Origin of the sequence: Enterobacter sp. CM29, from assembly GCF_013179605.1 — a bacterium.
Lineage (GTDB): Bacteria > Pseudomonadota > Gammaproteobacteria > Enterobacterales > Enterobacteriaceae > Enterobacter > Enterobacter intestinihominis.
On record NZ_JABMCU010000002.1, the window covers coordinates 1 to 21,793 of the forward strand.

Sequence of the window (21,793 nt, forward strand, 5' to 3'; positions counted from 1 at the left end):
TAACGTGGACCCGACCGGCCCCGCGCCGGATCTGGGCATGTCCGTTGAGACTTTTTACAACCCGCTGGTGCGCCGCCTGGCAAAACTGCCGAAGCCGGTGATTTGCGCGGTTAACGGCGTGGCGGCGGGGGCAGGTGCCACGCTGGCCCTCGGCTGTGACATGGTGATTGCGGCCCGTTCAGCCAGCTTTGTGATGGCCTTCAGCAAGCTCGGGCTGGTACCGGACTGCGGCGGAACCTGGCTGCTGCCGCGCGTGACCGGACGCGCCCGCGCCATGGGGCTAGCATTGCTGGGCGACAAGCTCAGCGCCGAGCAGGCACAGGCCTGGGGAATGATCTGGCAGGTGGTGGACGACGAGCAGCTCTCCGCCACCGCACAGCAGATGGCGCTGCATTTTGCCTCGCAGCCGACCTTTGGCCTGGGCTTGATCAAGCAGGCGATCAACGCCGCCGAAACCAACACCCTCGACGCCCAGCTTGATCTGGAGCGCGACTATCAACGTCTGGCTGGACGCAGCGACGACTACCGGGAAGGCGTCAGCGCGTTCCTGGCAAAACGCGCGCCGAACTTTACGGGGAAATAAGATGGTGAATATCCATACGGTCGCCGTCATTGGCAGCGGCACAATGGGCGCCGGGATTGCCGAAGTGGCAGCCAGCCACGGTCATCCGGTTCTGGTGTACGACATTGACGCTGCGGCGATTTCCCGCGCCGTCGACGGCATTCGCCAGCGGCTGTCCTCTCGCGTTGCGCGCGGAAAACTCTCTGCCGACGCCGGGGAACAGATCCTCGCCCGCCTGACGCCGGTGACGAATATCAGTGCTCTGGCGAAAGCCGATCTGGTGATCGAGGCGGCCTCCGAGCGGCTTGAAGTGAAAAAGGCGCTGTTTACCCAGCTGGCAGAGGTTTGCCCGCCGCAGACGCTACTCGCCAGCAATACCTCGTCTATTTCCGTTACCGCGATTGCGGCGGAGATAAACCACCCTGAACGCGTCGCCGGGCTGCACTTCTTCAATCCTGCCCCGGTGATGAAGCTGGTGGAGGTGGTCAGCGGGCTGGCGACCTCACCCGAAGTGGCCGATGCGCTGTGCGAGCTGGCGCTGAGCTGGGGAAAGCAGCCGGTACGCTGCCAGTCCACACCGGGGTTTATCGTCAACCGCGTAGCGCGTCCTTTCTACTCGGAAGCCTGGCGCGCGCTGGAAGAGCAGGTGGCAGCGCCCGAGGTGATCGACGCCGCCGTGCGAGACGGCGGGGGGTTCCCGATGGGGCCGCTTGAGCTGACGGACATGATTGGTCAGGACGTCAACTTTGCCGTGACCTGCTCCGTATTTAACGCCTTCTGGCAGGAGCGTCGTTTTTTGCCGTCGCTGGTGCAGCAGGAGCTGGTGCTGGCGGGGCGTCTGGGTAAGAAAAGCGGGCAGGGCGTTTACCGCTGGCAGGAGGACAAACCCGCCGTCAGCTGGCTCGCCCCGGTCAGCCACAGCTTCAGCCCGATGCGCGCACAGCGAAGAAGTGACGGTGTCACGGAAATTGACGATATGTTGCTGATCGAAACGCAGGGTGAAACCGCGCAGTCGCTGGCGCTGCGCCACGGCTGTCCGGTGGTGGTGGTCGACCGCATCGAGCGGGATGTGGCCGTTATAGCCGCCGCGCCCGGCAACCCGCACGCCGCCACGCAGAAAGCCATTTACTGGTTGCAGCACCAGGAGAAACGTGTGGTCCAGATTGCGGATTACCCCGGCCTGCTGATCTGGCGCACGGTGGCGATGATTGCCAACGAAGCGCTGGATGCCCTGCAAAAAGGGGTCGCCAGTGAGCAAGACATCGATACCGCCATGCGCTTAGGGGTCAACTATCCCTGCGGCCCCATCGCCTGGGGCGAGCGCCTTGGCTGGCAGCGTCTGTTAACGCTGCTGGAGAACCTGCAACGTCACTACGGCGAGGAACGTTATCGCCCCTGTTCACTGCTGCGCCAGCGTGCGCTTCTGGAGAGTAGTTATGAGTCATAACGCCTGGCATAACGCCCGCGCGATGTACGAACGGGACGCCTGCGCGCAGGCGATGGGGATGGACATTATCGAGATGGGCGAGGGCTACGCGGTGGTGACCATGACCATCACCCCGCAGATGCTTAATGGGCATAAAACCTGCCACGGCGGACAGCTATTCTCGCTGGCCGATACCGCCTTTGCCTACGCCTGCAACAGTCAGGGGCTGGCGGCGGTGGCCTCAGGCTGCGCCATCGATTTTCTGCGTCCGGGCTTTGCTGGCGATAAGCTGACCGCTACCGCGCGGGTGAAGCATCAGGGCAAACTGACCGGCGTCTACGACATCGAAATTCAGAATCAACAACAGAAAACCGTCGCTCTTTTTCGCGGGAAATCCCACCGCACCGGCGGCAGTGTGACAGGAGAAGCCTGATGCGTAACGCATTTATTTGTGAGGGTGTGCGTACCCCGGTCGGTCGCTACGGTGGAGGATTATCCAGCCTGCGTGCCGATGACTTAGGGGCCGTTCCGCTGCGTGCGCTGCTGGCGCGTTACCCGCAGCTCGATCTGGAGCGCATAGATGACGTGATCTTCGGCTGCGCAAATCAGGCCGGAGAGGATAACCGCAACGTGGCGCGCATGTCGTCGCTGCTGGCCGGGCTGCCGCAGACCGTTTCCGGTACCACCATTAACCGCCTGTGCGGCTCCGGTCTGGATGCCCTTGGCTTTGCGGCGCGCGCCATTAAGGCCGGGGATGGCGATCTGCTGATCGCCGGTGGCGTCGAATCCATGTCCCGTGCGCCGTTCGTGATGGGTAAAGCCACCGCGGCGTTTCAGCGTCAGGCGGAGATCTTCGATACCACCATCGGCTGGCGATTTGTGAATCCGCTCATGCATCAGCAATACGGAACTGACAGCATGCCGGAAACGGCAGAGAATGTAGCGGAATTGTTAAATATAAGCCGTGCCGATCAGGACGCATTTGCCTTGCGCAGCCAGCAGCGCACCGCGCTGGCGCAGCAGAATGGCGTTCTGGCGCAGGAGATAATCCCGGTACAGGTAACGGGGAAAAAAGGCGCGGTAACGGAAGTGAGCGTAGACGAGCATCCGCGCGCCGAAACCACCCTTGAACAGCTTGCCGCGCTGAAAGCCCCGTTTCGCAAGAACGGTGTGGTGACGGCGGGGAACGCCTCTGGCGTCAACGACGGGGCGGCGGCGCTGATTATCGCCAGCGAGCCGATGGCGCTTGCCCAGGGGTTAACCCCGCGCACCCGCATTGTGGCCATGGCGACCGCGGGCGTCGAGCCGCGTCTGATGGGATTAGGCCCGGTTCCCGCCACCCGTAAGGTGCTGGAACGTGCCGGACTCAGTATCACCGATATGGACGTCATTGAGCTTAACGAAGCCTTCGCCGCACAGGCGCTGGGGGTGCTGCGTCAGCTGGGCTTGCCGGATGACGCGGAGCATGTCAACCCGAACGGCGGAGCGATCGCGCTAGGTCATCCGCTGGGAATGAGCGGTGCCAGACTGGCGCTGGCCGCGAGCAATGAATTGCACCGACGCGGCGGGCGCTACGCGCTGTGTACGATGTGCATCGGTGTGGGTCAGGGCATTGCCATGATCCTTGAGCGTGTTTGAGCGAACAATAATGTGAGTACCCTGCGATGATAAATACAACAAAGCTTGATCCGATCGAAACCGCGTCCATTGATGAATTGCAGGCGTTGCAGACCGCGCGCCTGAAGTGGACGCTGAACCACGCCTACAACAACGTTCCGATGTACAAACGCAAGTTTGATGCCGCGGGCGTTCACCCTGACGATTTCAACGAGCTGGCGGACCTGCAAAAATTCCCGTGCACCACCAAGCAGGATCTGCGCGACAACTACCCGTTCGATACCTTTGCGGTGCCGATGGAGCAGGTGGTGCGTATTCACGCCTCGTCGGGCACCACCGGAAAGCCGACCGTGGTGGGGTATACCCAGAATGATATCGACAACTGGGCCAATATCGTCGCCCGTTCCCTGCGCGCCGCCGGGGGCAGCGCGAAGGATAAAATTCACGTCGCCTACGGTTACGGGCTCTTCACCGGCGGGCTGGGGGCGCACTACGGTGCAGAGCGTCTGGGGGCGACGGTGATCCCGATGTCCGGCGGCCAGACGGAGAAGCAGGCGCAGCTGATCCGCGATTTCCAGCCGGATATGATCATGGTGACGCCCTCTTACTGCCTGAACCTGATCGAAGAGCTGGAGCGTCAGATGGGCGGTGATGCCAGCGCCTGTTCCCTGCGCGTCGGCGTGTTTGGCGCCGAGCCGTGGACGCAGGCGATGCGCCGCGAAATCGAGAAACGGCTGGGCATTACCGCGCTGGATATCTATGGTCTCTCCGAGGTGATGGGGCCGGGCGTGGCGATGGAGTGTCTTGAAACCGCTGACGGCCCGACCATCTGGGAAGATCACTTCTACCCGGAGATCGTCAACCCGAATGACGGCTCGCCGCTGGCCGACGGCGAGCAGGGCGAACTGCTGTTCACCACGCTGACCAAAGAGGCGCTGCCGGTGATCCGCTACCGCACCCGCGACCTGACGCGCCTGCTGCCGGGTACCGCACGCACCATGCGCCGGATGGATCGCATCAGCGGGCGTAGCGACGACATGCTCATCATTCGCGGCGTTAACGTCTTCCCGTCACAGCTTGAAGAGGAGATCGTCAAGTTCGAACATCTTTCGCCGCACTATCAGCTGGAGGTGAACCGCCGCGGGCATCTTGATTCACTTTCGGTGAAGGTCGAGCTGAAACAGAGTAGCTTAACGCTGACGCATGAACAGCGTTGTCAGGTCTGCCATCAGCTGCGTCATCGGATTAAATCGATGGTGGGGATTTCAACCGATGTGATGATCGTTAACTGCGGCAGCATACCGCGATCCGAGGGTAAAGCCTGCCGGGTGTTTGATTTGCGTAAGGTTGCGGCTAACGGATGAGGGATCTACACAAAATAATGTCTGCATCGACGGCCCCCTCTCCCTTGAGGGAAAGGGTTAGGGTGAGGGGGAAACCCCATATTCCTATGCTATGATTCATCCAGGAAAAAAATAACAACAGAATGAATCACATGAATAAACTTGATGCCTTTATCCAGCACGCAGTCAGCTCTGTTCCCGTCAGCGGAACGTCGCTTATCTCCTCGCTGTATGGCGACGCGCTTTCCCATCGCGGCGGAGAGATCTGGCTCGGCAGTCTGGCGGCCCTGCTGGAAGGGATGGGATTCGGGGAGCGCTTTGTGCGCACCGCGCTGTTTCGCCTCAACAAAGAGGGCTGGCTGGACGTGTCCCGCATTGGCCGCCGCAGCTTTTACCGTCTCAGCGACAAGGGGCTGCGTTTGACCCGACGCGCGGAAAATAAAATCTACCGTGCAGAACTGCCGGCATGGGATGGTAAATGGCTGCTACTGCTTTCCGAGGGGCTGGATAAAACCACGCTCGCGGACGTGAAAAAACAGCTCATCTGGCAAGGGTTCGGCACGCTGGCGCCGAGCCTGATGGCCTCGCCGTCGCAGAACCTCGCGGACGTGCAGTCTCTGTTGCATGACGCGGGCGTGGCGGAAAACGTCATTTTCTTTGAAGCTCATTCGCCGCTGGCTTTGTCACGCGCGGCGTTACGATCCCGCGTGGAAGAGTGCTGGCAGCTGACCGAACAAAACGCGATGTACGAAACGTTTATCAACTCGTTCCGTCCGCTGCTGCCGCTGCTGAAAGAGGCGTCGCCCGAGGATTTAACCCCGGAACGCTGCTTCCAGATCCAGCTGTTACTCATTCATTTTTATCGTCGCGTGGTGCTGAAAGATCCGCTGTTGCCGGAGGAGTTACTCCCGGCGCACTGGGCGGGACAGAGCGCGCGACAGCTGTGCATTAACATCTACCAGCGCGTGGCAGCGGGAGCCCTGGCGTTTGTCAGTGAGAAGGGGGAAACCTCCGTCGGCGAGCTGCCCGCGCCCGGCACGCTTTATCACCAGCGTTTTGGTGGTCTGAATATCACATAAGGAGAGGGTATGCCTGTTTATCAAATTGATGGTCTGACGCCGGTCGTGCCTGAAGAGAGCTATGTTCACCCGACCGCGGTGCTGATTGGCGACGTGATCCTCGGCAAAGGTGTTTACGTAGGCCCCAACGCCAGCCTGCGCGGTGATTTTGGCCGGATCGTGGTGAAAGACGGCGCGAACATTCAGGATAACTGTGTGATGCACGGTTTTCCGGAGCAGGACACGGTGGTGGAAGAGGACGGGCATATCGGCCACAGCGCGATCCTGCATGGCTGCATTATCCGTCGTAATGCGCTGGTGGGGATGAATGCGGTGGTGATGGACGGAGCGACGATCGGCGAAAACAGCATCGTCGGGGCGGCGGCGTTTGTGAAGGCCAAAGCGGAAATGCCTGCGAATCACTTAATTCTTGGCAGTCCGGCGAAAGCGATTCGTGAGCTAAGCGCGCAGGAAATAGAGTGGAAAAAGCAGGGCACGCGGGAGTATCAGGTGCTGGTGGATCGCTGTAAGCAAACGCTGCATCAGGTAGAGCCGCTGCGGGAAGAAGAGCCCGGCCGCAAACGGCTGGTATTCGATGAGAACTTACGGCCCAAGTCGGCTGGCCGGGATAATTAACCATTTCTTGCCTGCGAAATAATGCAATGGCATGAGGATGCGTTAACGCGCAACAAATACCCTTTGGGGATAGTGTATAATTGAACGTTTCAGACCTGCATTCATAAAGGGATTTTGTTACCCTGACGCAGATCACGCCTCTCATTCAGAGCGGTCAATGCGTTTATGGAAGACACTATATGAGTGAAAACGACACTATCCCAAAGCAGTCCAAAAGCCAGATTAACAAAGCGGTATTTTACACATCTGCTTTGTTAATTTTCCTTCTTGTCGCCTTTGCCGCGATTTTCCCTGACGTTGCCGATAAAAACTTTAAGCTACTGCAACAGCAAATATTCACCAACGCCAGCTGGTTTTACATTCTTGCCGTCGCGCTGATTTTAATGAGCGTGACGTTCCTCGGCTTGTCCCGCTACGGCGATATTAAACTCGGGCCCGACCACTCCCAGCCTGATTTCAGCTACCACTCGTGGTTCGCCATGCTGTTCTCGGCGGGGATGGGGATCGGCCTGATGTTCTTCGGTGTGGCGGAGCCGGTCATGCACTACCTTTCCCCGCCGGTGGGGACACCTGAAACGGTCGCTGCGGCCAAAGAGGCCATGCGGCTGACATTCTTCCACTGGGGGCTGCACGCCTGGGCTATCTACGCCATCGTTGCGTTGATTCTGGCGTTCTTCAGCTACCGCCACGGCCTGCCTTTGACGCTTCGTTCGGCGCTTTATCCGATTATCGGGGACCGTATTTACGGCCCGATAGGTCATGCGGTGGATATCTTCGCGGTAATCGGCACCGTATTTGGCGTGGCGACCTCGTTAGGCTACGGCGTTTTACAGGTCAATGCCGGGCTGAACCACCTTTTTGGCGTACCCATCAACGATACCGTGCAGGTGATCCTTATCGTCCTGATTACCGGGCTGGCGACCATTTCCGTGGTGTCCGGTCTGGACAAAGGCATTCGCATTTTATCAGAGCTCAATCTGGGGCTGGCGGTACTGCTGCTGGTGCTGGTGTTGTGCCTGGGGCCAACCGTACTCCTGCTGAAATCCTTTGTGGAAAATACCGGCGGATACCTGTCCGAGCTGGTGAGCAAGACGTTTAACCTGTACGCTTATGAACCGAAATCCAGCAACTGGCTGGGAGGCTGGACGCTGCTGTACTGGGGCTGGTGGCTGTCCTGGTCGCCGTTTGTCGGGATGTTCATTGCCCGTGTGTCCCGCGGCAGAACCATCCGCGAGTTCGTGACCGGCGTGCTGTTTGTCCCGGCGGGCTTTACCCTGATGTGGATGACGGTGTTCGGCAATAGCGCCATTTACCTCATCATGAACAAGGGAGCGTCCGATCTGGCGAATACCGTCCAGCAGGACGTGGCGCTGGCGCTGTTTAATTTCCTTGAGCATTTCCCGTTCTCTTCCGTGCTGTCATTTATTGCCATGGCGATGGTCATCGTCTTCTTTGTGACCTCAGCCGACTCCGGGGCGATGGTGGTGGATACCCTCGCGTCCGGCGGCGAGGCCAATACACCCGTCTGGCAGCGCATCTTCTGGGCCGCGCTGATGGGCGTAGTCGCTATCGCGCTGCTGCTCGCGGGCGGACTGAGTGCGCTGCAAACCGTGACTATCGCCAGCGCGCTACCGTTCTCGATGATCCTGCTGGTCTCAATCTATGGGTTGCTGAAGGCGCTCCGACGCGATTTGACCAAACGCGAGAGCCTGAGTATGGCCACGATCGCGCCGACAGCGGCCCGTAACCCCATTCCGTGGCAGCGCAGACTGCGTAACATCGCCTACTTACCTAAACGCTCCCTGGTGAAACGCTTTATGGAAGAGGTGATCAAACCGGCCATGGTGCTGGTGCAGGATGAACTGAATAAGCAGGGAACGCAGAGCCATATCAGCGACGCGTCGGACGATCGTATTCGCCTTGAGGTGGATTTAGGCAATGAGCTGAATTTCATTTATGAAGTCAGGCTGCGTGGCTATAACTCGCCGACCTTCGCGCTAGCGGCCATGGAGAATGATGAGAATCAGGCAGAACAGCACCGGTACTATCGGGCAGAAATCTACCTCAAGGAAGGTGGGCAAAATTACGATGTGATGGGCTGGAACCAGGAGCAGTTAATTAACGATATTCTGGACCAGTATGAAAAACATCTGCACTTCCTGCACCTGGTGCGTTAATCAGCCAGCCCCTGAAGCATTCGCTTCAGGGGCGTAATTTAATACGCCTCCGGCAGCGGACGGTCTATCGACACCAGCTTTCCGCGCTTCATGGTGATATAGCCCCCGGCTTTAAGATCCGCCAGCACGCGAAAGACATGCGTTCGCGACAGGTTAGTGCGCTTGATGATAAACAGCGCCAGACCCTCATTCTCGCCCGTGTGGGTTTCCTGCCGATAAAGATAGCGATAGAGCATGGGTTTAATGGTCTGGTAGCTGGTGACCTGCCTGCGTTCGTTATGCAGGTCGATGGTGAATATCGACATGTAGGTCAGTATGGTGGCCAGCGCCTGCATGCGCTCAGGCCCACCCTGGAAAAATATCTGGTCGAAGTCGGCCCAGGATATTTTCACCAGTTTCACCCTGGCACTGCTGCGATATTCATACTTCGCCAGTGGACAATACCTTTCCATTAACCCGATCGGCATATACTCAATAGTATTGCCAATATTCAGCCCATCATCAGGCATTAATATCGTCAGCGACCCTTCAGTACAGAAATAAATATAGCCAGGTTCAACGGTGAGTTTTTTATTTGCGGCAACGGTTAAGACCTCGCCTTCACAAAGCATTTGCGGAAAAAATTGCCCAATATTGAGTTGCTGATAATAGGTATGGATATCCTGAAAATTCACGCTAAGCCTCTCCCCGCAACGTCTGCTATGGTAGCGAGTATAGCAGCAATAGCCCACGGATTACGAATCGATAAATAACCAGTCCCATATGGGACTATGAAGGGAAGGTATTCTGGTTAGAATGGTCCTCAATGAGTTCGCATTAAAATTATCCGCCACAATTAAATATCGCTGGCGGCGCAATTAATCTATGAGGCCATTTAATGAAATTAACGATAATCGCTAAACATCTGGCGCTGGCCGGTGTGTTGACGTCGCTGTCGCTTTCCGCGTTTGCGGAAGTACAGCCGCAGGATGCCACTCCTACAACCCAGCAGGCTAATAACGCCCTGTATAACAAATTACCGTTTGCCGATAAAACCGACTTTGAAAATGCCCATAAAGGCTTTATCGCCCCGCTGCCGCAAAACATGATCAAAGGCGAGCAGGGGAACGTTATCTGGAACCCGGCGAAATATGATTTCGTCAAAGAGGGTGAAAAAGCCCCGGATACGGTAAACCCGAGTCTGTGGCGTCAGTCACAGTTGATCAACATTGGCGGGCTGTTTAAGGTCACCGACGGCGTGTATCAGATCCGTAATCTCGATCTCTCCAACATGACCATCATTGAGGGCGAGAAGGGCATTACCGTTATCGACCCGCTGTTAAGCGCTGAACCGGCGAAAGAAGCGCTGGATCTCTACTATGCAAACCGCGGCAAGAAACCGGTCGTGGCTGTGGTGATCACCCACAGCCACGTTGACCACTATGGCGGCCTGCGCGGCGTGGTTGACGAAGCTGACGTCAAGTCTGGCAAAGTGAAAATCTACGCGCCGGATGGCTTTATGAAAGAGGCGGTTTCCGAAAACATTATGGCCGGAAACGCGATGAGCCGCCGTGCGAGCTATATGTACGGCAACCTGCTGAAGCCGGATGCAAAAGGCCAGGTGGGTGCAGGCCTTGGCACCACCACCTCTGCGGGTACTGTCACCCTCATCCCGCCGACCGACTACATTACCCATACCGGTCAGGAAGAAGTGATCGACGGTTTGACCTACGACTTTATGATGGCGCCGGGTTCAGAAGCTCCGTCGGAGATGCTGTGGTACGTCAAAGAGAAGAAAATGATCGAGGCCGCAGAGGACGTGACGCATACTCTGCACAACACCTACTCCTTGCGCGGCGCGAAAATCCGCGACCCGCTGGCCTGGTCTAAGTACATTAACGCCGCCATTGAGCGCTGGGGCGCGGACGCGGAAGTGATTATTGCGCAGCACCACTGGCCGACCTGGGGTAACGAGAATATCGTCAAGCTGATGAAAGGCCAGCGCGATATGTACCGCTACATCAACGACCAGACCCTGCGTATGGCCAACAAAGGCCTGACTCGCGATGAGATCGCCGCAGAATTTAAGCTGCCGGAATCGCTCGAGAAACAGTGGGCAAGCCGCGGTTACTACGGCTCCGTTAGCCACGACGTCAAAGCCACTTACGTGTTTTATCTCGGCTGGTTCGACGGCAACCCGGCAACCCTCGACGAGCTGCCGCCTGAACAGGCTGCGAAGAAGTTCGTGCAGTACATGGGCGGCGCTGATGCCATCATGCAGAAAGCCAAAGCGGATTATCAGCAGGGTAATTACCGTTGGGTTGCTCAGGTGGTCAGCAAAGTGGTCTTTGCCGATCCTAACAACCAGGCTGCCCGTAATCTGGAAGCCGACGCGCTTGAGCAGTTAGGTTACCAGGCGGAAGCGGGCACCTGGCGTAACTTCTACCTGACCGGCGCGCAAGAACTGCGTAATGGCGTGAAGAAGCTGCCGACGCCGAACACCGCCAGCCCGGATACCGTGCGAGCGATGACCCCGGAAATGTTCTTCGACTACCTGGGTGTGCACATCAACGGGGTGCGGGCCGGTAACGCGAAGGCGGTCTTCAATGTCGATCTCGGTAAGGATGGCGGAAAATACAAGCTGGAGCTGGAAAACGGCGTGCTGAACCATACCGCCAACGCGCAGGCGAAGGATGCCGACGCAACTATCGCGCTTGACCGCACCACGCTGAACAACATCATCCTTAAGAAAGAGACGCTGAAGCAGGCGATGGATAAAGGTGACGTGAAGGTGAGTGGAAACGGGGCGAAGCTGGAAGAGATGCTGAGCTACATGGACAAATTTGACTTCTGGTTCAATATCGTAACGCCATAAGTTCAGGTTTCGTCCACATAATCCTGGCGCCTTAGAAATAAGGCGCCATTTTTTTATTCACGCATCGCCAGCGCGCTGGCACTTGCCGGATCGAACAGTGAAATACTCTCGATCTGATCAAGCATGATCACCTTACGGAAATCCATAGCGCTTTTTGGCTCTGAGTCGAGCGTAACCTCATGCTCGGCGTACCATTTGCTGTAGTTGTGCTCAATACACAGCTGCATGTTCTCCCCGTCGCGGTAGCCGCTCAGCATCGGGATAAGCACGATATTGGCGGTTTTTTCATACTCCAGCGTGGCGGTATGGATCATGCCAATATAAATCCGCCGCGACTTCAGCGTGACGTGCGCAAGTTCACCTTCCTCCATGCACTGATAGAGCAGTTGTTCAATCCCGCTCGATTGCGCCAGCCGCTTGTAGAGCTTTTTCCGGCCTTCGCCGTCCAGCCGCGCGCTGCCGGCCCAGTTAGAACGATAGAGACAAAACAGGATCGCAAAGGCCAGCATCACCACGACCGGAGCCTGAATCCCTAAAAAGCTCCAGTTCATAAAATCAATTTGCCAGTCGGCGTATTTTGCGGACGTGAAATGGAACGTGTTGTCGGCGGCGGAGAGGGCGAACAACAGCAGCCAGAGCAGGCCGGTGGCGATCACGCCCTGTAAAACGAAAATGCAGCCATACAGCGCCACAAGGAAATAGACATCCCAGCCGAATGAACGCTTAATTTTGAACCGGGTTGAGAGATCGCGGCTGGTGTACCAGTAGCCGCATACCATCAATACCATGAATATTGCCGTTCCCATTTCAGGCCCTCTTCAGCGCGTTGACATGGCGCAGAAAGTCCTGCCGAACCTCGTTACTTTTGTAGTTAACCGAGGCGTTTCCATCCTGATCGATGATGATGCGGTCGCCATCCTCTACGGCTTCGATAATTTCCTGGTGACTCATAACCTGCAACAAGGATTCCGGGCTGGAAAAGAGCGCCATCAGTAAATTTTTCATCGCGTGACATCCTTATGAATTAAAAGGATAAGTCTGGAAGATAAATGGCACCTTTGCCTTAAGGTTATCCCTAAAAAATAACGGCACGGCGGTGAGAATCTGCTTTTGACTCAAATTGGCACCTCAGGGAAAGTTTTTAAAATACTGAATTAAAAGAGGTATAAAAAATATATCTGCACAAACTTGGACAAATAACGCTAATTGTGCAAGTTTTAATTATGCGATTTCGCTACGTTGTTTACAGCCAGGATGTGACCCATGAGCACGTTGCCGTCCGTCATCAGTCGATTCGTTGATTATTACGCCACGCTGGATACCCAGCCACCTTCGGCGCTGGCAAAGATTTATCGCGCCGATGCCACGCTTATCGATCCCTTTGGCGAACACAGCGGGTTGTTCGCGATTCAGCGCTATTTCACTCACCTGCTGGCTAACGTCCAGCGGTGCCGCTTTACCGTCGATGCTCCCTTGCAGCAGGGCGATCGCTTTGTTGTTACCTGGATGATGCACTGGTCGCACCCGCGTATTGCCCGGGGGGCAATGCGCCAGCTGCCGGGCTGCTCTGTGGTAGACATGCGCGACGATCGCATTGTTCGCCAGCGGGATTACTACGATGCCGGAGAGATGATTTACGAACATCTTCCGGTGCTCGGCTGGGCCGTACGCGGCGTGAAGGGGAGAGTGAAATCATGAAAACGGTTCTGATCACCGGCGCAAGCTCGGGCATCGGGGCCGGGCTGGCGAAATCTTTTGCCGACGATGGCTACCGGGTGATTGCCTGCGGGCGCGATGCGCAACGTCTGGCAGCCGTGCATCAGCACAGCCCCAACATTACGGTGCGCCTGTTCGATATGACAGACAGGGACGCCTGTCGCCAGGCGCTGGCGGACTGTGCTGCCGACACGGTGATTCTTTGCGCCGGAACCTGCGAGTATCTCGATCGCGGCGAGGTGGATGCCGCGTTGGTGGCGCGGGTCATGACCACCAATTTCATGGGGCCGGTAAACTGCCTTGCGGCGTTGCAGCCGCAGCTGATATCCGGCAACCGCGTGGTGCTGATCAGTTCGATGGCGCACTGGCTTCACTTCCCGCGAGCCGAAGCCTATGGCGCCTCTAAAGCGGCGTTAACCTGGTTTGCCGACACGCTGCGCCTCGACTGGGAGCCGAAAGGGATCGCCGTCACGGTCGTTTCACCTGGTTTTGTCGACACGCCGCTGACCCGAAAAAATGATTTCCCGATGCCGGGCCGGGTCAGCGTGGAGGACGCCGTCCATGCCATTCGTCGCGGTCTGGCAAAAGGGAAGGATCATATCGCGTTTCCCGCCGGGTTTAGCCTGGCGCTGCGCCTGCTCTCCGGTCTGCCCGATATACTTCAGCGCGCACTGCTGCGCAGGATGGTGCGACCATGAAGATCGCGATTATCGGCAGCGGTATCGCCGGGTTAACCTGTGCCTGGCGGCTCGCCGGACATCATCAGGTCACGCTGTTTGAAGCGCAGGCTACGCCGGGCGGGCATACTGCAACGGTGGATGTCGACACGCCGCAGGGCAACTTTGCCATCGACACCGGTTTTATTGTCTACAACGACCGCACCTATCCGCGCTTCATGGGGCTGCTGAGCGAACTGGGCATCAGCGGGCAAAAAACGCAGATGAGTTTTTCGGTACATAACCCGCAGAGCGGGCTGGAGTACAACGGCCACACGCTGACGTCGCTGTTCGCCCAGCGTCGTAATCTGTTAAACCCTGCCTTCTGGACGCTGCTGAAGGAGATCGTGCGCTTTAACCGGCTGGCGAAACAGACGCTCCGGGGTGACGTCAGCGAGTCCGCCACGCTGGAGACGTTCCTGCACCAGCACCGCTTCACGCCTTTTTTTGCCCGTCACTACATTCTGCCAATGGGGGCGGCTATCTGGTCATCCTCGCTACAGGAGATGAAACGCTTCCCGCTGCCGCTCTTTTTACGCTTTTTTGAAAACCACGGTCTGCTGGACATTACCCATCGTCCGCAGTGGTACGTGGTGCCGGGCGGCTCCCGGGAGTACATCCGCGCGATGATGGACAAGCTTGGCAATCGCCTGACGCTGCACCTCAATGCGCCGGTGCAGCAGGTTATTCGCCACGATCGCGGGGTTGATATAACGCGTGAGGGCGTAACAGACAACTTTGATCAGGTGATCTTCGCCTGCCACTCCGCTCAGGCGCTGGCGATGCTCGCCAGCCCAACGCAGGCTGAACGTGAGGTGCTGGGTGATATCGGCTGGCAGCGTAACGAGGTGGTGCTTCACAGCGATCCGCGCTGGCTGCCGGTGCGCAAGCGCGCGTGGGCGAGCTGGAACTACCGCCTCAGCGAGCAGGATCGGGCCAGCGCCTGCGTCACCTACAACATGAATATCTTGCAGGGACTGCCGCCGGGTAGCCCGCTGTTTTGCGTCACCCTCAACCCGGAAACGCCGGTGGAAGAACGCTATGTGCTGCGCCGCTTTGTCTATGAGCATCCGCTTTTTAACCCGCAAAGCTGGCAAGCCCAGGCCCGGCGTGGCGAAATAAACGGTCGCCAGCGGAGCTGGTTCTGCGGCGCGTACTGGTACAACGGCTTCCACGAAGATGGGGTACGCAGTGCGCTGGATGTGGTAAACGCTATCGCGGCCGGGGAGGGCAACTGAGATGAACAGCTGCCTTTACCACGGCACATTGCGCCATCGCCGTCTTTCGCCAAAAGCGCACCACTTTACCTACAGCGTCTTTATGGCCTGGCTCGATCTCGATGAGCTGGACGCGCTGCCCTCCGTCGGTGTGCGCCGTAACCGCGTTGCGCCCGCGGCATTTTATGATGCGGACTACCCGCTGGGCACCCCGCTCAAAGAGTGCGTCCTTGAGCGTCTGGAAAATCTGACCGGCGAACGCCCGGCGGGGCGGGTCATGCTTCTAACCCAACTGCGTTATTTCGGCTTTCATTTTAACCCAGTCAATTTTTACTACTGCTATGACGGGGAAGACACCCTGCGCTGGGTTCTCGCCGAAGTCCGCAACACGCCGTGGAATGAACGACACTACTACGCGGTAGCGGGGCGGGACGCCCCGCCGACGGAAAAAGCGTTTCACGTCTCGCCCTTTAATCCGATGGACATGGTCTACCACTGGCGCTTCAACAGTCCGGCCAGCACGCTGCGCATGCATATCGAAAACCATCAGGAGACGAAGGTGTTTGATGCCACTCTGACGCTGCGCCGGGAGCCGCTGACGCGCGCAGCGCTGCGGTCGCTGCTGGCGCGGATCCCGTTGATGACCCTCAAAACCGTTTTCGCCATTTACTGGCAGGCGCTCAGGCTGTGGCTGAAGCGCGTGCCGCTGCATAACCATCCCCTAAGCAGGAGTGAACGCTCATGACCGATCCCGTCTTTGCGCTTGAACCCGATATCCCGCGCAACGTCCGCGTCGCGCGATGGCTGCTTTTTCGCCTGCTGAACGGGCTGCGCGGCGGCTCGCTGACGCTGCGTGAAGGCGCGCAGACATTCCAGTTCGGCGACGCCTCCGCCGCGCTTCACGCTGAGGTGCAGGTACTCGCTCCGGGCGTCTACTGGCGCATTCTAACCGGGGGCAGCCTCGCCGCGGCACAAGCGTGGATAGATGGCGACTGGGAGACGGCCCACCTGACGCCGCTGCTGGAGCTGATAGCGCGCAATAGCCAGATCCTCGGGCAACTGGAAAAAGGGTTTCGCCTGCTCGGGAAACCGGTAGAGCGGCTACGGCACTGGATGCGGCGCAACTCCCGCGCGCAGGCACGGGAAAATATTGCCGCCCATTACGATTTGGGCAACGCCTTTTACGCCCATTTCCTTGATGAACAACTCCTTTACTCCAGCGCGCTGTTTACCGGGGAAGAGCAGGATCTCGCGGCGGCTCAGCAGGCGAAAATGGCGAGGCTATGCGACCAGCTGGCGCTCACGGCAAACGATCATCTGCTGGAGATTGGCACCGGCTGGGGGGCGATGGCGGAATATGTCGCCCGTCATTACGGCTGCCGGGTGACCACCACCACGCTGTCTCAGGAGCAGTACCACTGGGCCACCGCGCGGATCGCCCGGGCAGGGTTGCAGGATCGCGTTGAGGTGCTGCTCTGTGACTACCGCGATCTGACCGGAGTGTACGATAAGCTGGTGTCGGTTGAGATGATTGAAGCCGTCGGCCAACGCTACCTGCCAACGTTTTTCCGCACCTGCCAGGCGCGTCTGCGTCCGGGCGGGCGGATGGCGATTCAGGCCATCACCATTCAGGATCAGCGCTATCGCGACTACAGCAAAAGCGTCGATTTTATTCAGCGCTACATCTTCCCCGGCGGCTTTTTGCCCAGCATCACCGCCATGAATGAACTGATGACCCGCCATACCGATTTTGTCGTGCGTAACCTCTTCGATATGGGGCCGGACTACGCCCGCACGCTGGCGCACTGGCGTCAGCGCTTCGTTCACGCCTGGCAGGAGATTGAAAAGCTCGGATTTGATGACCGTTTCCGTAGGATGTGGCTGTACTACCTCGGCTACTGTGAAGCCGGGTTTAACGCCCGCACCATCAGCGTGGTGCAACTGACTGCGGAACGCGTATGAAGCGCTACGGGCAGGTCTTTCTGCTGGCCATCGGGTTTGATCTCTACTGGACGCTGGTGGTGCTGTTTCGCGAGCAGGGGCTGGTCATCTGGATCGCGCTGGCGCTGATTGCCTGGCTGTTGTTACCGCCATCACACCGGGTATACGCCCTTGTGCTGGCGGCGTCGGGCGCGATGCTGGACGCCCTCTGGGCGCTGACGGGGTTGATTTCATTCACTGGCACGTCTCTGATGCCGCTATGGATGGTGGCGCTGTGGCTGATGTTTGCCACCGTCTGGACGCAACTGACCCGCACGACCACCTTGCCGGGCTGGCTGCTGACGGCGCTGGCGACCCTGGGCGGGCCGCTGGCCTACCTGTTTGGCGAGCGTTTGGGGGCCATCACGTTCCTGGAGCCGACTTTTATCGTCGTCAGCTGGATGATCCCGGGCTGGCTGGTGCTGATGCTGTTTTTCCACCTGCTGATGGGGAGACAACAATGAGACATCTGTTACTCGCGCTCGCGCTAACCGTTATGGCCTGTAACGCGCAGGCGACTGACTGGCTGAGCTGGCGCAAGGTAGGCGATGCCACCCTCACCTGGGGGCTGTTTACCGTTTATACCTCTCAGCTGCTGACGCCCGACGGCAGATATACAGGAACAAACAGCGATAACGCGCTGATTATCACCTATGCCCGGGATATCGATGGCGACGACCTGGTCGAGGCGACCCGCGACCAGTGGCAGGCGCAGGGCATTTTGCAGCAGGAGCCGCAGAGTGAAGCCTGGCTGCGGATGCTAAAAGCGCTCTGGCCCGACGTCACGCCCGGCACGCAGCTCGCGTTTGTGGTTAATAACGGTCAGGGGCAATTCTGGTATCGCCCCACGGCGTCGCAGAAAAAATTTACGCCCCTCGGGCCGCGCCAGTCGGCAGCGTTTAGCTCGCGCTTTCTGGCGATCTGGCTCGATCCCCGCACCGAGTATCCTGAACTGCGTCAGCAGTTAATCGGAGGACCACAATGAAACGATTCCTGTTAATGGCGCTTACACTGACAATGCTGGTGGCCGGGTGCAGCACAGAAGTGACCGAGTATCGTCAGCAGCAGCCAAGGCTTGATATTTTCCACTACTTCCAGGGCAAAACCGAGGCGTGGGGGATGGTGCAGGACCGCAGCGGTAAGCAGATCCGCCGTTTTCACGTCGAGATCGCCGGAGATGTCATCGGCGATACGCTGACGCTGAACGAGCATTTTGTCTATGACGACGGCGAGAAGCAAAAGCGCGTCTGGCATATCCGCCGCATTGGCCACGATCGTTACGAAGGCACGGCGGGTGACATAGAAGGTGTCGCGACAGGTCAGGTTTCGGGCAATGCCCTTAACTGGCGCTACAGCATGAACGTGAAGGCGGACGGTAAAACCTGGCTGCTGCACTTTGATGACTGGATGTATTTGCAGGACAGCACCCGCCTATTCAATAAAACCGAGATGAAGAAATTTGGCGTCACCGTCGCCACGGTGACGCTGTTCTTTACCCGCAAAGAGGGCGGTTAATCCTCTTCGGGCTGAGGTTTACTGCTTGAGTAGATGAAGAAGAGCGCGATACTCAGGCAGACCACGGCCCCGAAACGGCTCGCTGAAAACGGAATGGCTTCATTGTTCAGCCAGCCAAAGTTATCAATCAGCATGCTCATGGCCAGCTGACCCAGGATCACCGCTACCGTGGCAACGGCGGTGCCGATACGCTGCACCGCGAGCACCATAATCACTATATAGGGCACGCCGCACAGGGCGCCCAGAAGCTGCCACTTGGGCACATCCATCAGGCTGACCGCCTGTTTCGGCTCAAAAAAGAAAATGAGCAGGGCGGTTACCAGCGCGCCGACGGAAAAGGTCAGAAACGCGCTTTTGAATACCCCCACGCTGCTGCCTAATTGCCCGTTAATGGCAGCCTGAATGCTCAGTGTCGCGCCGCCAATCACCGCCAGAATAATCATAATCACTGTCATAACGTTACCCCTGCGCCACGAGAATGAGCGCGGCGATGATAAATCCCAGCGCAATAATGCGTTTTGTATCGATCCTGCGGTGCGGCGTACCCAGCAGGCCATAGTGGTCAATAATCAGGCTTTTAAAGACCTGGCCTGCCAGAATGCCGATCATCGTCATAGCAATACCGATCGCTGGCGTGGCAATGGTGAGAATGATGACGTAGACCGGGCCGAGCACGCCGCCCAGCAGGTGCCATGACGGCTGCGCAAAAAATGAGGGACTGTTGCGGGGGCTGAAAAACAGCATCAGCAGAAACGTCAGCCCGGTTCCCACGCTAAATATGCTGAACGCCGCCCACAGGTCGCCCACCTCCGCGCCCAGCGGCCCCAGCAGCCCGGCTTCCACGGACAGCCCCATGCCGCCGGCAATCACCAGTAAAATTAAAATAATGTGCATAACGCTTTTTCTCCTTTTTCCAGGCGGAGAAGATTACGTCTGAACATCATTGAGAAAAATGCCATAATGCAGGAAACACCTGTGCAGGAAATGCATTAATGATGGATGCCGGACATATCAGCATTCGCGCGCTGCTGATCTTCATCGACGTTTATGAAACGCAGAATTTTTCCGTGGTGGCGAGGCGGGAAGGGATTTCTGCGTCGCAGGTTTCCCGCATGATCCACCAGCTTGAGGACGCCCTCGGGCAACAGCTTTTCTACCGCAACACGCGGGCGATTATGCCCACAGAGAGCGGGCATCTTTTTGTGCGCTATGCCCGGGCGATGGCCGGAAATCTGGAGGATGCGCGACGCGAGCTGGATGAACGCGCCCGCGAGCCGTCGGGCACGCTGCGTATCAATGGCCCGGTCTTTTTCGGACAACGGCACATCGCGCCGGGCCTGCCGGGGCTTCTGACGCGTTATCCTCGTCTCTCCATTGAACTGACCCTCACCGACGATTTTATCGATCCGCACCGCGACGCCGCGGACGTTATCTTCCGCATCGGCGCGCTGACGGACTCCTCGTTTCACGCCCGGGTGTTCGGTCAGCAGTTCTACCATCTGGCGGCCTCGCCGGACTATCTGCAAAAACATGGCGCACCCGAGGGGCCGGACGATCTCAGCCGTCACCACTGTCTGGTTTACCGCGGTTCGTCCGGGCCTAACCGCTGGCTAATCCGGCAGCCGGGCGAGGCGTGGGTTCACTATCCCATCGTACCGCTGATGACTTCCAATAACGCGGAAACGCTCCTGATTGCGGCGCTGGGCGGCATGGGCGTTGTGCTATTCCCGGACTGGATGGTGAGCGAACGGCTCAAAAGCGGTGAGCTGGTGGCACTGCTGCCGGAAATGGAGTGTTCTATTAATACGGAGCCACTGACGATTGCGGCGATTTACCCGAACGCGCGTCATCCGCCCCTGAACGTCAGGGCGGTGATTGACTACTATATTGAGCGGTTCGGTACGCCGCTGTACTGGCAAACCTGAAGGTTAGCGGGCAAGCTCGCGACGGATAATGTCAGCCCCGGCGCTTAATGCCTTCAGCTTACCGTTGGCGACCTGGCGGGAAAGGGGAGCCATGCCGCAGTTGGTGGACGGATAGAGCTTGGCTGCATCCACAAACTGCAACGCCTTGCGTAGCGTATCGGCAACCTCTTCCGGCGTTTCGATGATCTGGGTGGCAACATCAATTGCCCCGACCATCACTTTTTTACCGCGGATCAGCTCCAGTAGATCCATCGGCACGCGCGAGTTGTGGCACTCCAGCGAGATGATATCGATCTTTGAGGTCTGCAACTTAGGAAACGCCTCTTCATACTGGCGCCACTCGGAGCCGAGCGTTTTTTTCCAGTCCGTATTGGCTTTGATGCCGTACCCGTAGCAGATATGTACTGCGGTTTCGCATTTCAGCCCTTCAATGGCGCGCTCCAGCGCGGCGATGCCCCAGTCATTCACTTCGTCGAAAAAGACGTTAAAAGCAGGTTCGTCGAACTGAATAATGTCAACGCCGGCCGCCTCCAGCTCGCGGGCTTCCTGATTAAGAATTTTTGCGAACTCCCAGGCCAGCTTTTCGCGGCTTTTATAGTGAGCATCGTATAGCGTGTCGATCATGGTCATCGGGCCAGGCAGCGCCCACTTGATCGGCTTGTCCGTCAGCTGGCGAAGGTATTTCGCGTCGTCTACAAACACCGGTTTCTGGCGCGCCACCGCGTCTACCACGGTCGGCACGCTGGCATCGTAACGGTTACGGATGCGCACCGTCTGACGATTTTCAAAATCCACGCCGCTGAGATGTTCAATAAAGGTGGTGACGAAATGCTGGCGGGTTTGTTCCCCGTCGCTGACGATATCAATCCCGGCGCGAATCTGTTCATCCAGAGACAAACGCAGCGCATCCTGTTTCCCTGCCAGTAATTCCTCGTCCTGGAGTTTCCACGGCGACCAGAGCGTTTCCGGCTGCGCAAGCCAGGTGGGTTTCGGCAGGCTGCCAGCCGTCGATGTCGGGAGCAATGTTTTCATAAGAAGAACCTTTTATTCG

24 protein-coding genes are annotated in these 21,793 nt (G+C 58.0%); 18 read left to right on the plus strand and 6 right to left on the minus strand.

The features are described from left to right. The 8 genes from HP459_RS00440 to HP459_RS00475 all read left to right on the plus strand — a co-directional run. On the plus strand, positions 1 to 583 hold a 583-nt coding region (locus HP459_RS00440; RefSeq protein WP_171935802.1), incomplete at its 5' end, for an enoyl-CoA hydratase-related protein. Position 584: 1 nt separating this feature from the next. Beyond that, positions 585 to 2,009, plus strand: coding sequence for a 3-hydroxyacyl-CoA dehydrogenase PaaH (gene paaH, locus HP459_RS00445; protein ID WP_150311817.1), 1,425 nt, complete (start codon positions 585 to 587; stop codon positions 2,007 to 2,009). Continuing rightward, on the plus strand, positions 1,999 to 2,421 hold the full coding sequence (gene paaI, locus HP459_RS00450; RefSeq protein WP_023300032.1) for a hydroxyphenylacetyl-CoA thioesterase PaaI: 423 nt from the start codon (positions 1,999 to 2,001) through the stop codon (positions 2,419 to 2,421). Before paaH ends, paaI begins: the two co-directional genes overlap by 11 nt. Beyond that, entirely contained in the window at positions 2,421 to 3,626 is a 1,206-nt protein-coding gene (gene pcaF, locus HP459_RS00455) for a 3-oxoadipyl-CoA thiolase (RefSeq protein ID WP_171935803.1), read from the plus strand. Before paaI ends, pcaF begins: the two co-directional genes overlap by 1 nt. Before the next feature lie 26 nt (positions 3,627 to 3,652). Beyond that, positions 3,653 to 4,969 carry a phenylacetate--CoA ligase PaaK gene (gene paaK / locus HP459_RS00460; protein WP_023300034.1) on the plus strand — a complete coding sequence of 439 codons (1,317 nt, stop codon included), beginning with the start codon at positions 3,653 to 3,655 and terminating at the stop codon, positions 4,967 to 4,969. Positions 4,970 to 5,091: 122 nt separating this feature from the next. Then, positions 5,092 to 6,027 carry a phenylacetic acid degradation operon negative regulatory protein PaaX gene (gene paaX / locus HP459_RS00465; RefSeq protein ID WP_032622213.1) on the plus strand — a complete coding sequence of 312 codons (936 nt, stop codon included), beginning with the start codon at positions 5,092 to 5,094 and terminating at the stop codon, positions 6,025 to 6,027. A 9-nt stretch (positions 6,028 to 6,036) separates the two neighbouring features. Continuing rightward, the gene (gene paaY, locus HP459_RS00470) at positions 6,037 to 6,642 is read left to right on the plus strand and encodes a phenylacetic acid degradation protein PaaY (protein WP_023300036.1); all 606 of its coding nucleotides are present in this window, start codon (positions 6,037 to 6,039) and stop codon (positions 6,640 to 6,642) included. Between the two features lie 179 nt (positions 6,643 to 6,821). Continuing rightward, positions 6,822 to 8,819 carry a choline BCCT transporter BetT gene (locus tag HP459_RS00475; protein WP_023306141.1) on the plus strand — a complete coding sequence of 666 codons (1,998 nt, stop codon included), beginning with the start codon at positions 6,822 to 6,824 and terminating at the stop codon, positions 8,817 to 8,819. 38 nt (positions 8,820 to 8,857) lie between these two features. On the opposite strand, the gene HP459_RS00480 is transcribed toward HP459_RS00475, so the two are convergent. Then, positions 8,858 to 9,493 carry a helix-turn-helix domain-containing protein gene (locus HP459_RS00480; protein ID WP_171935804.1) on the minus strand — a complete coding sequence of 212 codons (636 nt, stop codon included), beginning with the start codon at positions 9,491 to 9,493 and terminating at the stop codon, positions 8,858 to 8,860. A 203-nt stretch (positions 9,494 to 9,696) separates the two neighbouring features. Here HP459_RS00480 and HP459_RS00485 point away from each other — a divergent pair, with 203 nt between their 5' ends. After that, on the plus strand, positions 9,697 to 11,673 hold the full coding sequence (locus HP459_RS00485; RefSeq protein WP_022648033.1) for an alkyl/aryl-sulfatase: 1,977 nt from the start codon (positions 9,697 to 9,699) through the stop codon (positions 11,671 to 11,673). A 53-nt stretch (positions 11,674 to 11,726) separates the two neighbouring features. Here the strand turns inward: HP459_RS00485 and HP459_RS00490 are convergent, their stop codons facing one another. Both HP459_RS00490 and HP459_RS00495 read right to left on the minus strand, forming a co-directional pair. Further along, on the minus strand, positions 11,727 to 12,479 hold the full coding sequence (locus HP459_RS00490; protein WP_022648034.1) for a hypothetical protein: 753 nt from the start codon (positions 12,477 to 12,479) through the stop codon (positions 11,727 to 11,729). A 1-nt stretch (position 12,480) separates the two neighbouring features. Further along, the gene (locus HP459_RS00495; protein WP_022648035.1) at positions 12,481 to 12,678 is read right to left on the minus strand and encodes a hypothetical protein; all 198 of its coding nucleotides are present in this window, start codon (positions 12,676 to 12,678) and stop codon (positions 12,481 to 12,483) included. A 258-nt stretch (positions 12,679 to 12,936) separates the two neighbouring features. On the opposite strand from HP459_RS00495, the gene HP459_RS00500 reads away from it, so the two are divergent. The 8 genes from HP459_RS00500 to HP459_RS00535 are packed head-to-tail and all read left to right on the plus strand — an operon-like array spanning position 12,937 to position 18,817. Next, positions 12,937 to 13,371, plus strand: a complete 435-nt coding sequence (locus tag HP459_RS00500) for a nuclear transport factor 2 family protein (protein WP_171935805.1) — start codon at positions 12,937 to 12,939, stop codon at positions 13,369 to 13,371. Further along, a complete protein-coding gene (locus tag HP459_RS00505) occupies positions 13,368 to 14,087 on the plus strand; it encodes an SDR family NAD(P)-dependent oxidoreductase (RefSeq protein ID WP_171935806.1) in 720 nt (239 codons plus the stop codon). Before HP459_RS00500 ends, HP459_RS00505 begins: the two co-directional genes overlap by 4 nt. Next, positions 14,084 to 15,343: an NAD(P)/FAD-dependent oxidoreductase gene (locus HP459_RS00510; protein WP_058646695.1), complete on the plus strand. Its 1,260-nt coding sequence runs from the start codon at positions 14,084 to 14,086 to the stop codon at positions 15,341 to 15,343. The genes HP459_RS00505 and HP459_RS00510 overlap by 4 nt, the downstream gene beginning before the upstream one ends. 1 nt (position 15,344) lies before the next feature. Continuing rightward, positions 15,345 to 16,067: a DUF1365 domain-containing protein gene (locus tag HP459_RS00515; RefSeq protein WP_023306144.1), complete on the plus strand. Its 723-nt coding sequence runs from the start codon at positions 15,345 to 15,347 to the stop codon at positions 16,065 to 16,067. Then, positions 16,064 to 17,284 carry a cyclopropane-fatty-acyl-phospholipid synthase family protein gene (locus HP459_RS00520; RefSeq protein ID WP_063147357.1) on the plus strand — a complete coding sequence of 407 codons (1,221 nt, stop codon included), beginning with the start codon at positions 16,064 to 16,066 and terminating at the stop codon, positions 17,282 to 17,284. Before HP459_RS00515 ends, HP459_RS00520 begins: the two co-directional genes overlap by 4 nt. After that, a complete protein-coding gene (locus HP459_RS00525) occupies positions 17,281 to 17,766 on the plus strand; it encodes a DUF2878 domain-containing protein (RefSeq protein ID WP_023300043.1) in 486 nt (161 codons plus the stop codon). The genes HP459_RS00520 and HP459_RS00525 overlap by 4 nt, the downstream gene beginning before the upstream one ends. Then, positions 17,763 to 18,287: a hypothetical protein gene (locus HP459_RS00530; RefSeq protein ID WP_023306146.1), complete on the plus strand. Its 525-nt coding sequence runs from the start codon at positions 17,763 to 17,765 to the stop codon at positions 18,285 to 18,287. The genes HP459_RS00525 and HP459_RS00530 overlap by 4 nt, the downstream gene beginning before the upstream one ends. Beyond that, a complete protein-coding gene (locus tag HP459_RS00535; RefSeq protein ID WP_023300045.1) occupies positions 18,284 to 18,817 on the plus strand; it encodes a DUF3833 domain-containing protein in 534 nt (177 codons plus the stop codon). Before HP459_RS00530 ends, HP459_RS00535 begins: the two co-directional genes overlap by 4 nt. On the opposite strand, the gene HP459_RS00540 is transcribed toward HP459_RS00535, so the two are convergent. Together HP459_RS00540 and HP459_RS00545 are read right to left on the minus strand one after the other, a co-directional pair. Beyond that, on the minus strand, positions 18,814 to 19,272 hold the full coding sequence (locus HP459_RS00540) for a DMT family transporter (RefSeq protein ID WP_022648044.1): 459 nt from the start codon (positions 19,270 to 19,272) through the stop codon (positions 18,814 to 18,816). The genes HP459_RS00535 and HP459_RS00540 overlap by 4 nt on opposite strands. A 4-nt stretch (positions 19,273 to 19,276) precedes the next feature. Further along, positions 19,277 to 19,711 (minus strand): DMT family transporter, encoded by a 435-nt coding sequence (locus tag HP459_RS00545; protein ID WP_003857304.1) that lies wholly within the window; start codon positions 19,709 to 19,711, stop codon positions 19,277 to 19,279. Positions 19,712 to 19,809: 98 nt separating this feature from the next. Here HP459_RS00545 and HP459_RS00550 point away from each other — a divergent pair, with 98 nt between their 5' ends. After that, on the plus strand, positions 19,810 to 20,742 hold the full coding sequence (locus HP459_RS00550) for a LysR family transcriptional regulator (RefSeq protein ID WP_171935807.1): 933 nt from the start codon (positions 19,810 to 19,812) through the stop codon (positions 20,740 to 20,742). Positions 20,743 to 20,745: 3 nt separating this feature from the next. Here HP459_RS00550 and HP459_RS00555 read toward each other — a convergent pair whose 3' ends face one another. Further along, positions 20,746 to 21,774 carry a methionine synthase gene (locus HP459_RS00555; RefSeq protein ID WP_063145942.1) on the minus strand — a complete coding sequence of 343 codons (1,029 nt, stop codon included), beginning with the start codon at positions 21,772 to 21,774 and terminating at the stop codon, positions 20,746 to 20,748. Positions 21,775 to 21,793 lie beyond the last annotated feature (19 nt).

Coding starts and splice junctions, on each gene's coding strand:
- HP459_RS00495 (WP_022648035.1), bottom strand. CDS start 12,678: ATGAAAAATTTACTGATGGCGCTCTTTTCCAGCCCGGAATCCTTGTTG.
- HP459_RS00490 (WP_022648034.1), bottom strand. CDS start 12,479: ATGGGAACGGCAATATTCATGGTATTGATGGTATGCGGCTACTGGTAC.
- paaY (WP_023300036.1), top strand. CDS start 6,037: ATGCCTGTTTATCAAATTGATGGTCTGACGCCGGTCGTGCCTGAAGAG.
- HP459_RS00500 (WP_171935805.1), top strand. CDS start 12,937: ATGAGCACGTTGCCGTCCGTCATCAGTCGATTCGTTGATTATTACGCC.
- HP459_RS00540 (WP_022648044.1), bottom strand. CDS start 19,272: ATGACAGTGATTATGATTATTCTGGCGGTGATTGGCGGCGCGACACTG.
- HP459_RS00535 (WP_023300045.1), top strand. CDS start 18,284: ATGAAACGATTCCTGTTAATGGCGCTTACACTGACAATGCTGGTGGCC.
- HP459_RS00530 (WP_023306146.1), top strand. CDS start 17,763: ATGAGACATCTGTTACTCGCGCTCGCGCTAACCGTTATGGCCTGTAAC.
- paaI (WP_023300032.1), top strand. CDS start 1,999: ATGAGTCATAACGCCTGGCATAACGCCCGCGCGATGTACGAACGGGAC.
- paaH (WP_150311817.1), top strand. CDS start 585: ATGGTGAATATCCATACGGTCGCCGTCATTGGCAGCGGCACAATGGGC.
- paaK (WP_023300034.1), top strand. CDS start 3,653: ATGATAAATACAACAAAGCTTGATCCGATCGAAACCGCGTCCATTGAT.
- HP459_RS00550 (WP_171935807.1), top strand. CDS start 19,810: ATGATGGATGCCGGACATATCAGCATTCGCGCGCTGCTGATCTTCATC.
- paaX (WP_032622213.1), top strand. CDS start 5,092: ATGAATCACATGAATAAACTTGATGCCTTTATCCAGCACGCAGTCAGC.
- HP459_RS00475 (WP_023306141.1), top strand. CDS start 6,822: ATGAGTGAAAACGACACTATCCCAAAGCAGTCCAAAAGCCAGATTAAC.
- HP459_RS00555 (WP_063145942.1), bottom strand. CDS start 21,774: ATGAAAACATTGCTCCCGACATCGACGGCTGGCAGCCTGCCGAAACCC.
- pcaF (WP_171935803.1), top strand. CDS start 2,421: ATGCGTAACGCATTTATTTGTGAGGGTGTGCGTACCCCGGTCGGTCGC.
- HP459_RS00505 (WP_171935806.1), top strand. CDS start 13,368: ATGAAAACGGTTCTGATCACCGGCGCAAGCTCGGGCATCGGGGCCGGG.
- HP459_RS00520 (WP_063147357.1), top strand. CDS start 16,064: ATGACCGATCCCGTCTTTGCGCTTGAACCCGATATCCCGCGCAACGTC.
- HP459_RS00515 (WP_023306144.1), top strand. CDS start 15,345: ATGAACAGCTGCCTTTACCACGGCACATTGCGCCATCGCCGTCTTTCG.
- HP459_RS00510 (WP_058646695.1), top strand. CDS start 14,084: ATGAAGATCGCGATTATCGGCAGCGGTATCGCCGGGTTAACCTGTGCC.
- HP459_RS00485 (WP_022648033.1), top strand. CDS start 9,697: ATGAAATTAACGATAATCGCTAAACATCTGGCGCTGGCCGGTGTGTTG.
- HP459_RS00545 (WP_003857304.1), bottom strand. CDS start 19,711: ATGCACATTATTTTAATTTTACTGGTGATTGCCGGCGGCATGGGGCTG.
- HP459_RS00525 (WP_023300043.1), top strand. CDS start 17,281: ATGAAGCGCTACGGGCAGGTCTTTCTGCTGGCCATCGGGTTTGATCTC.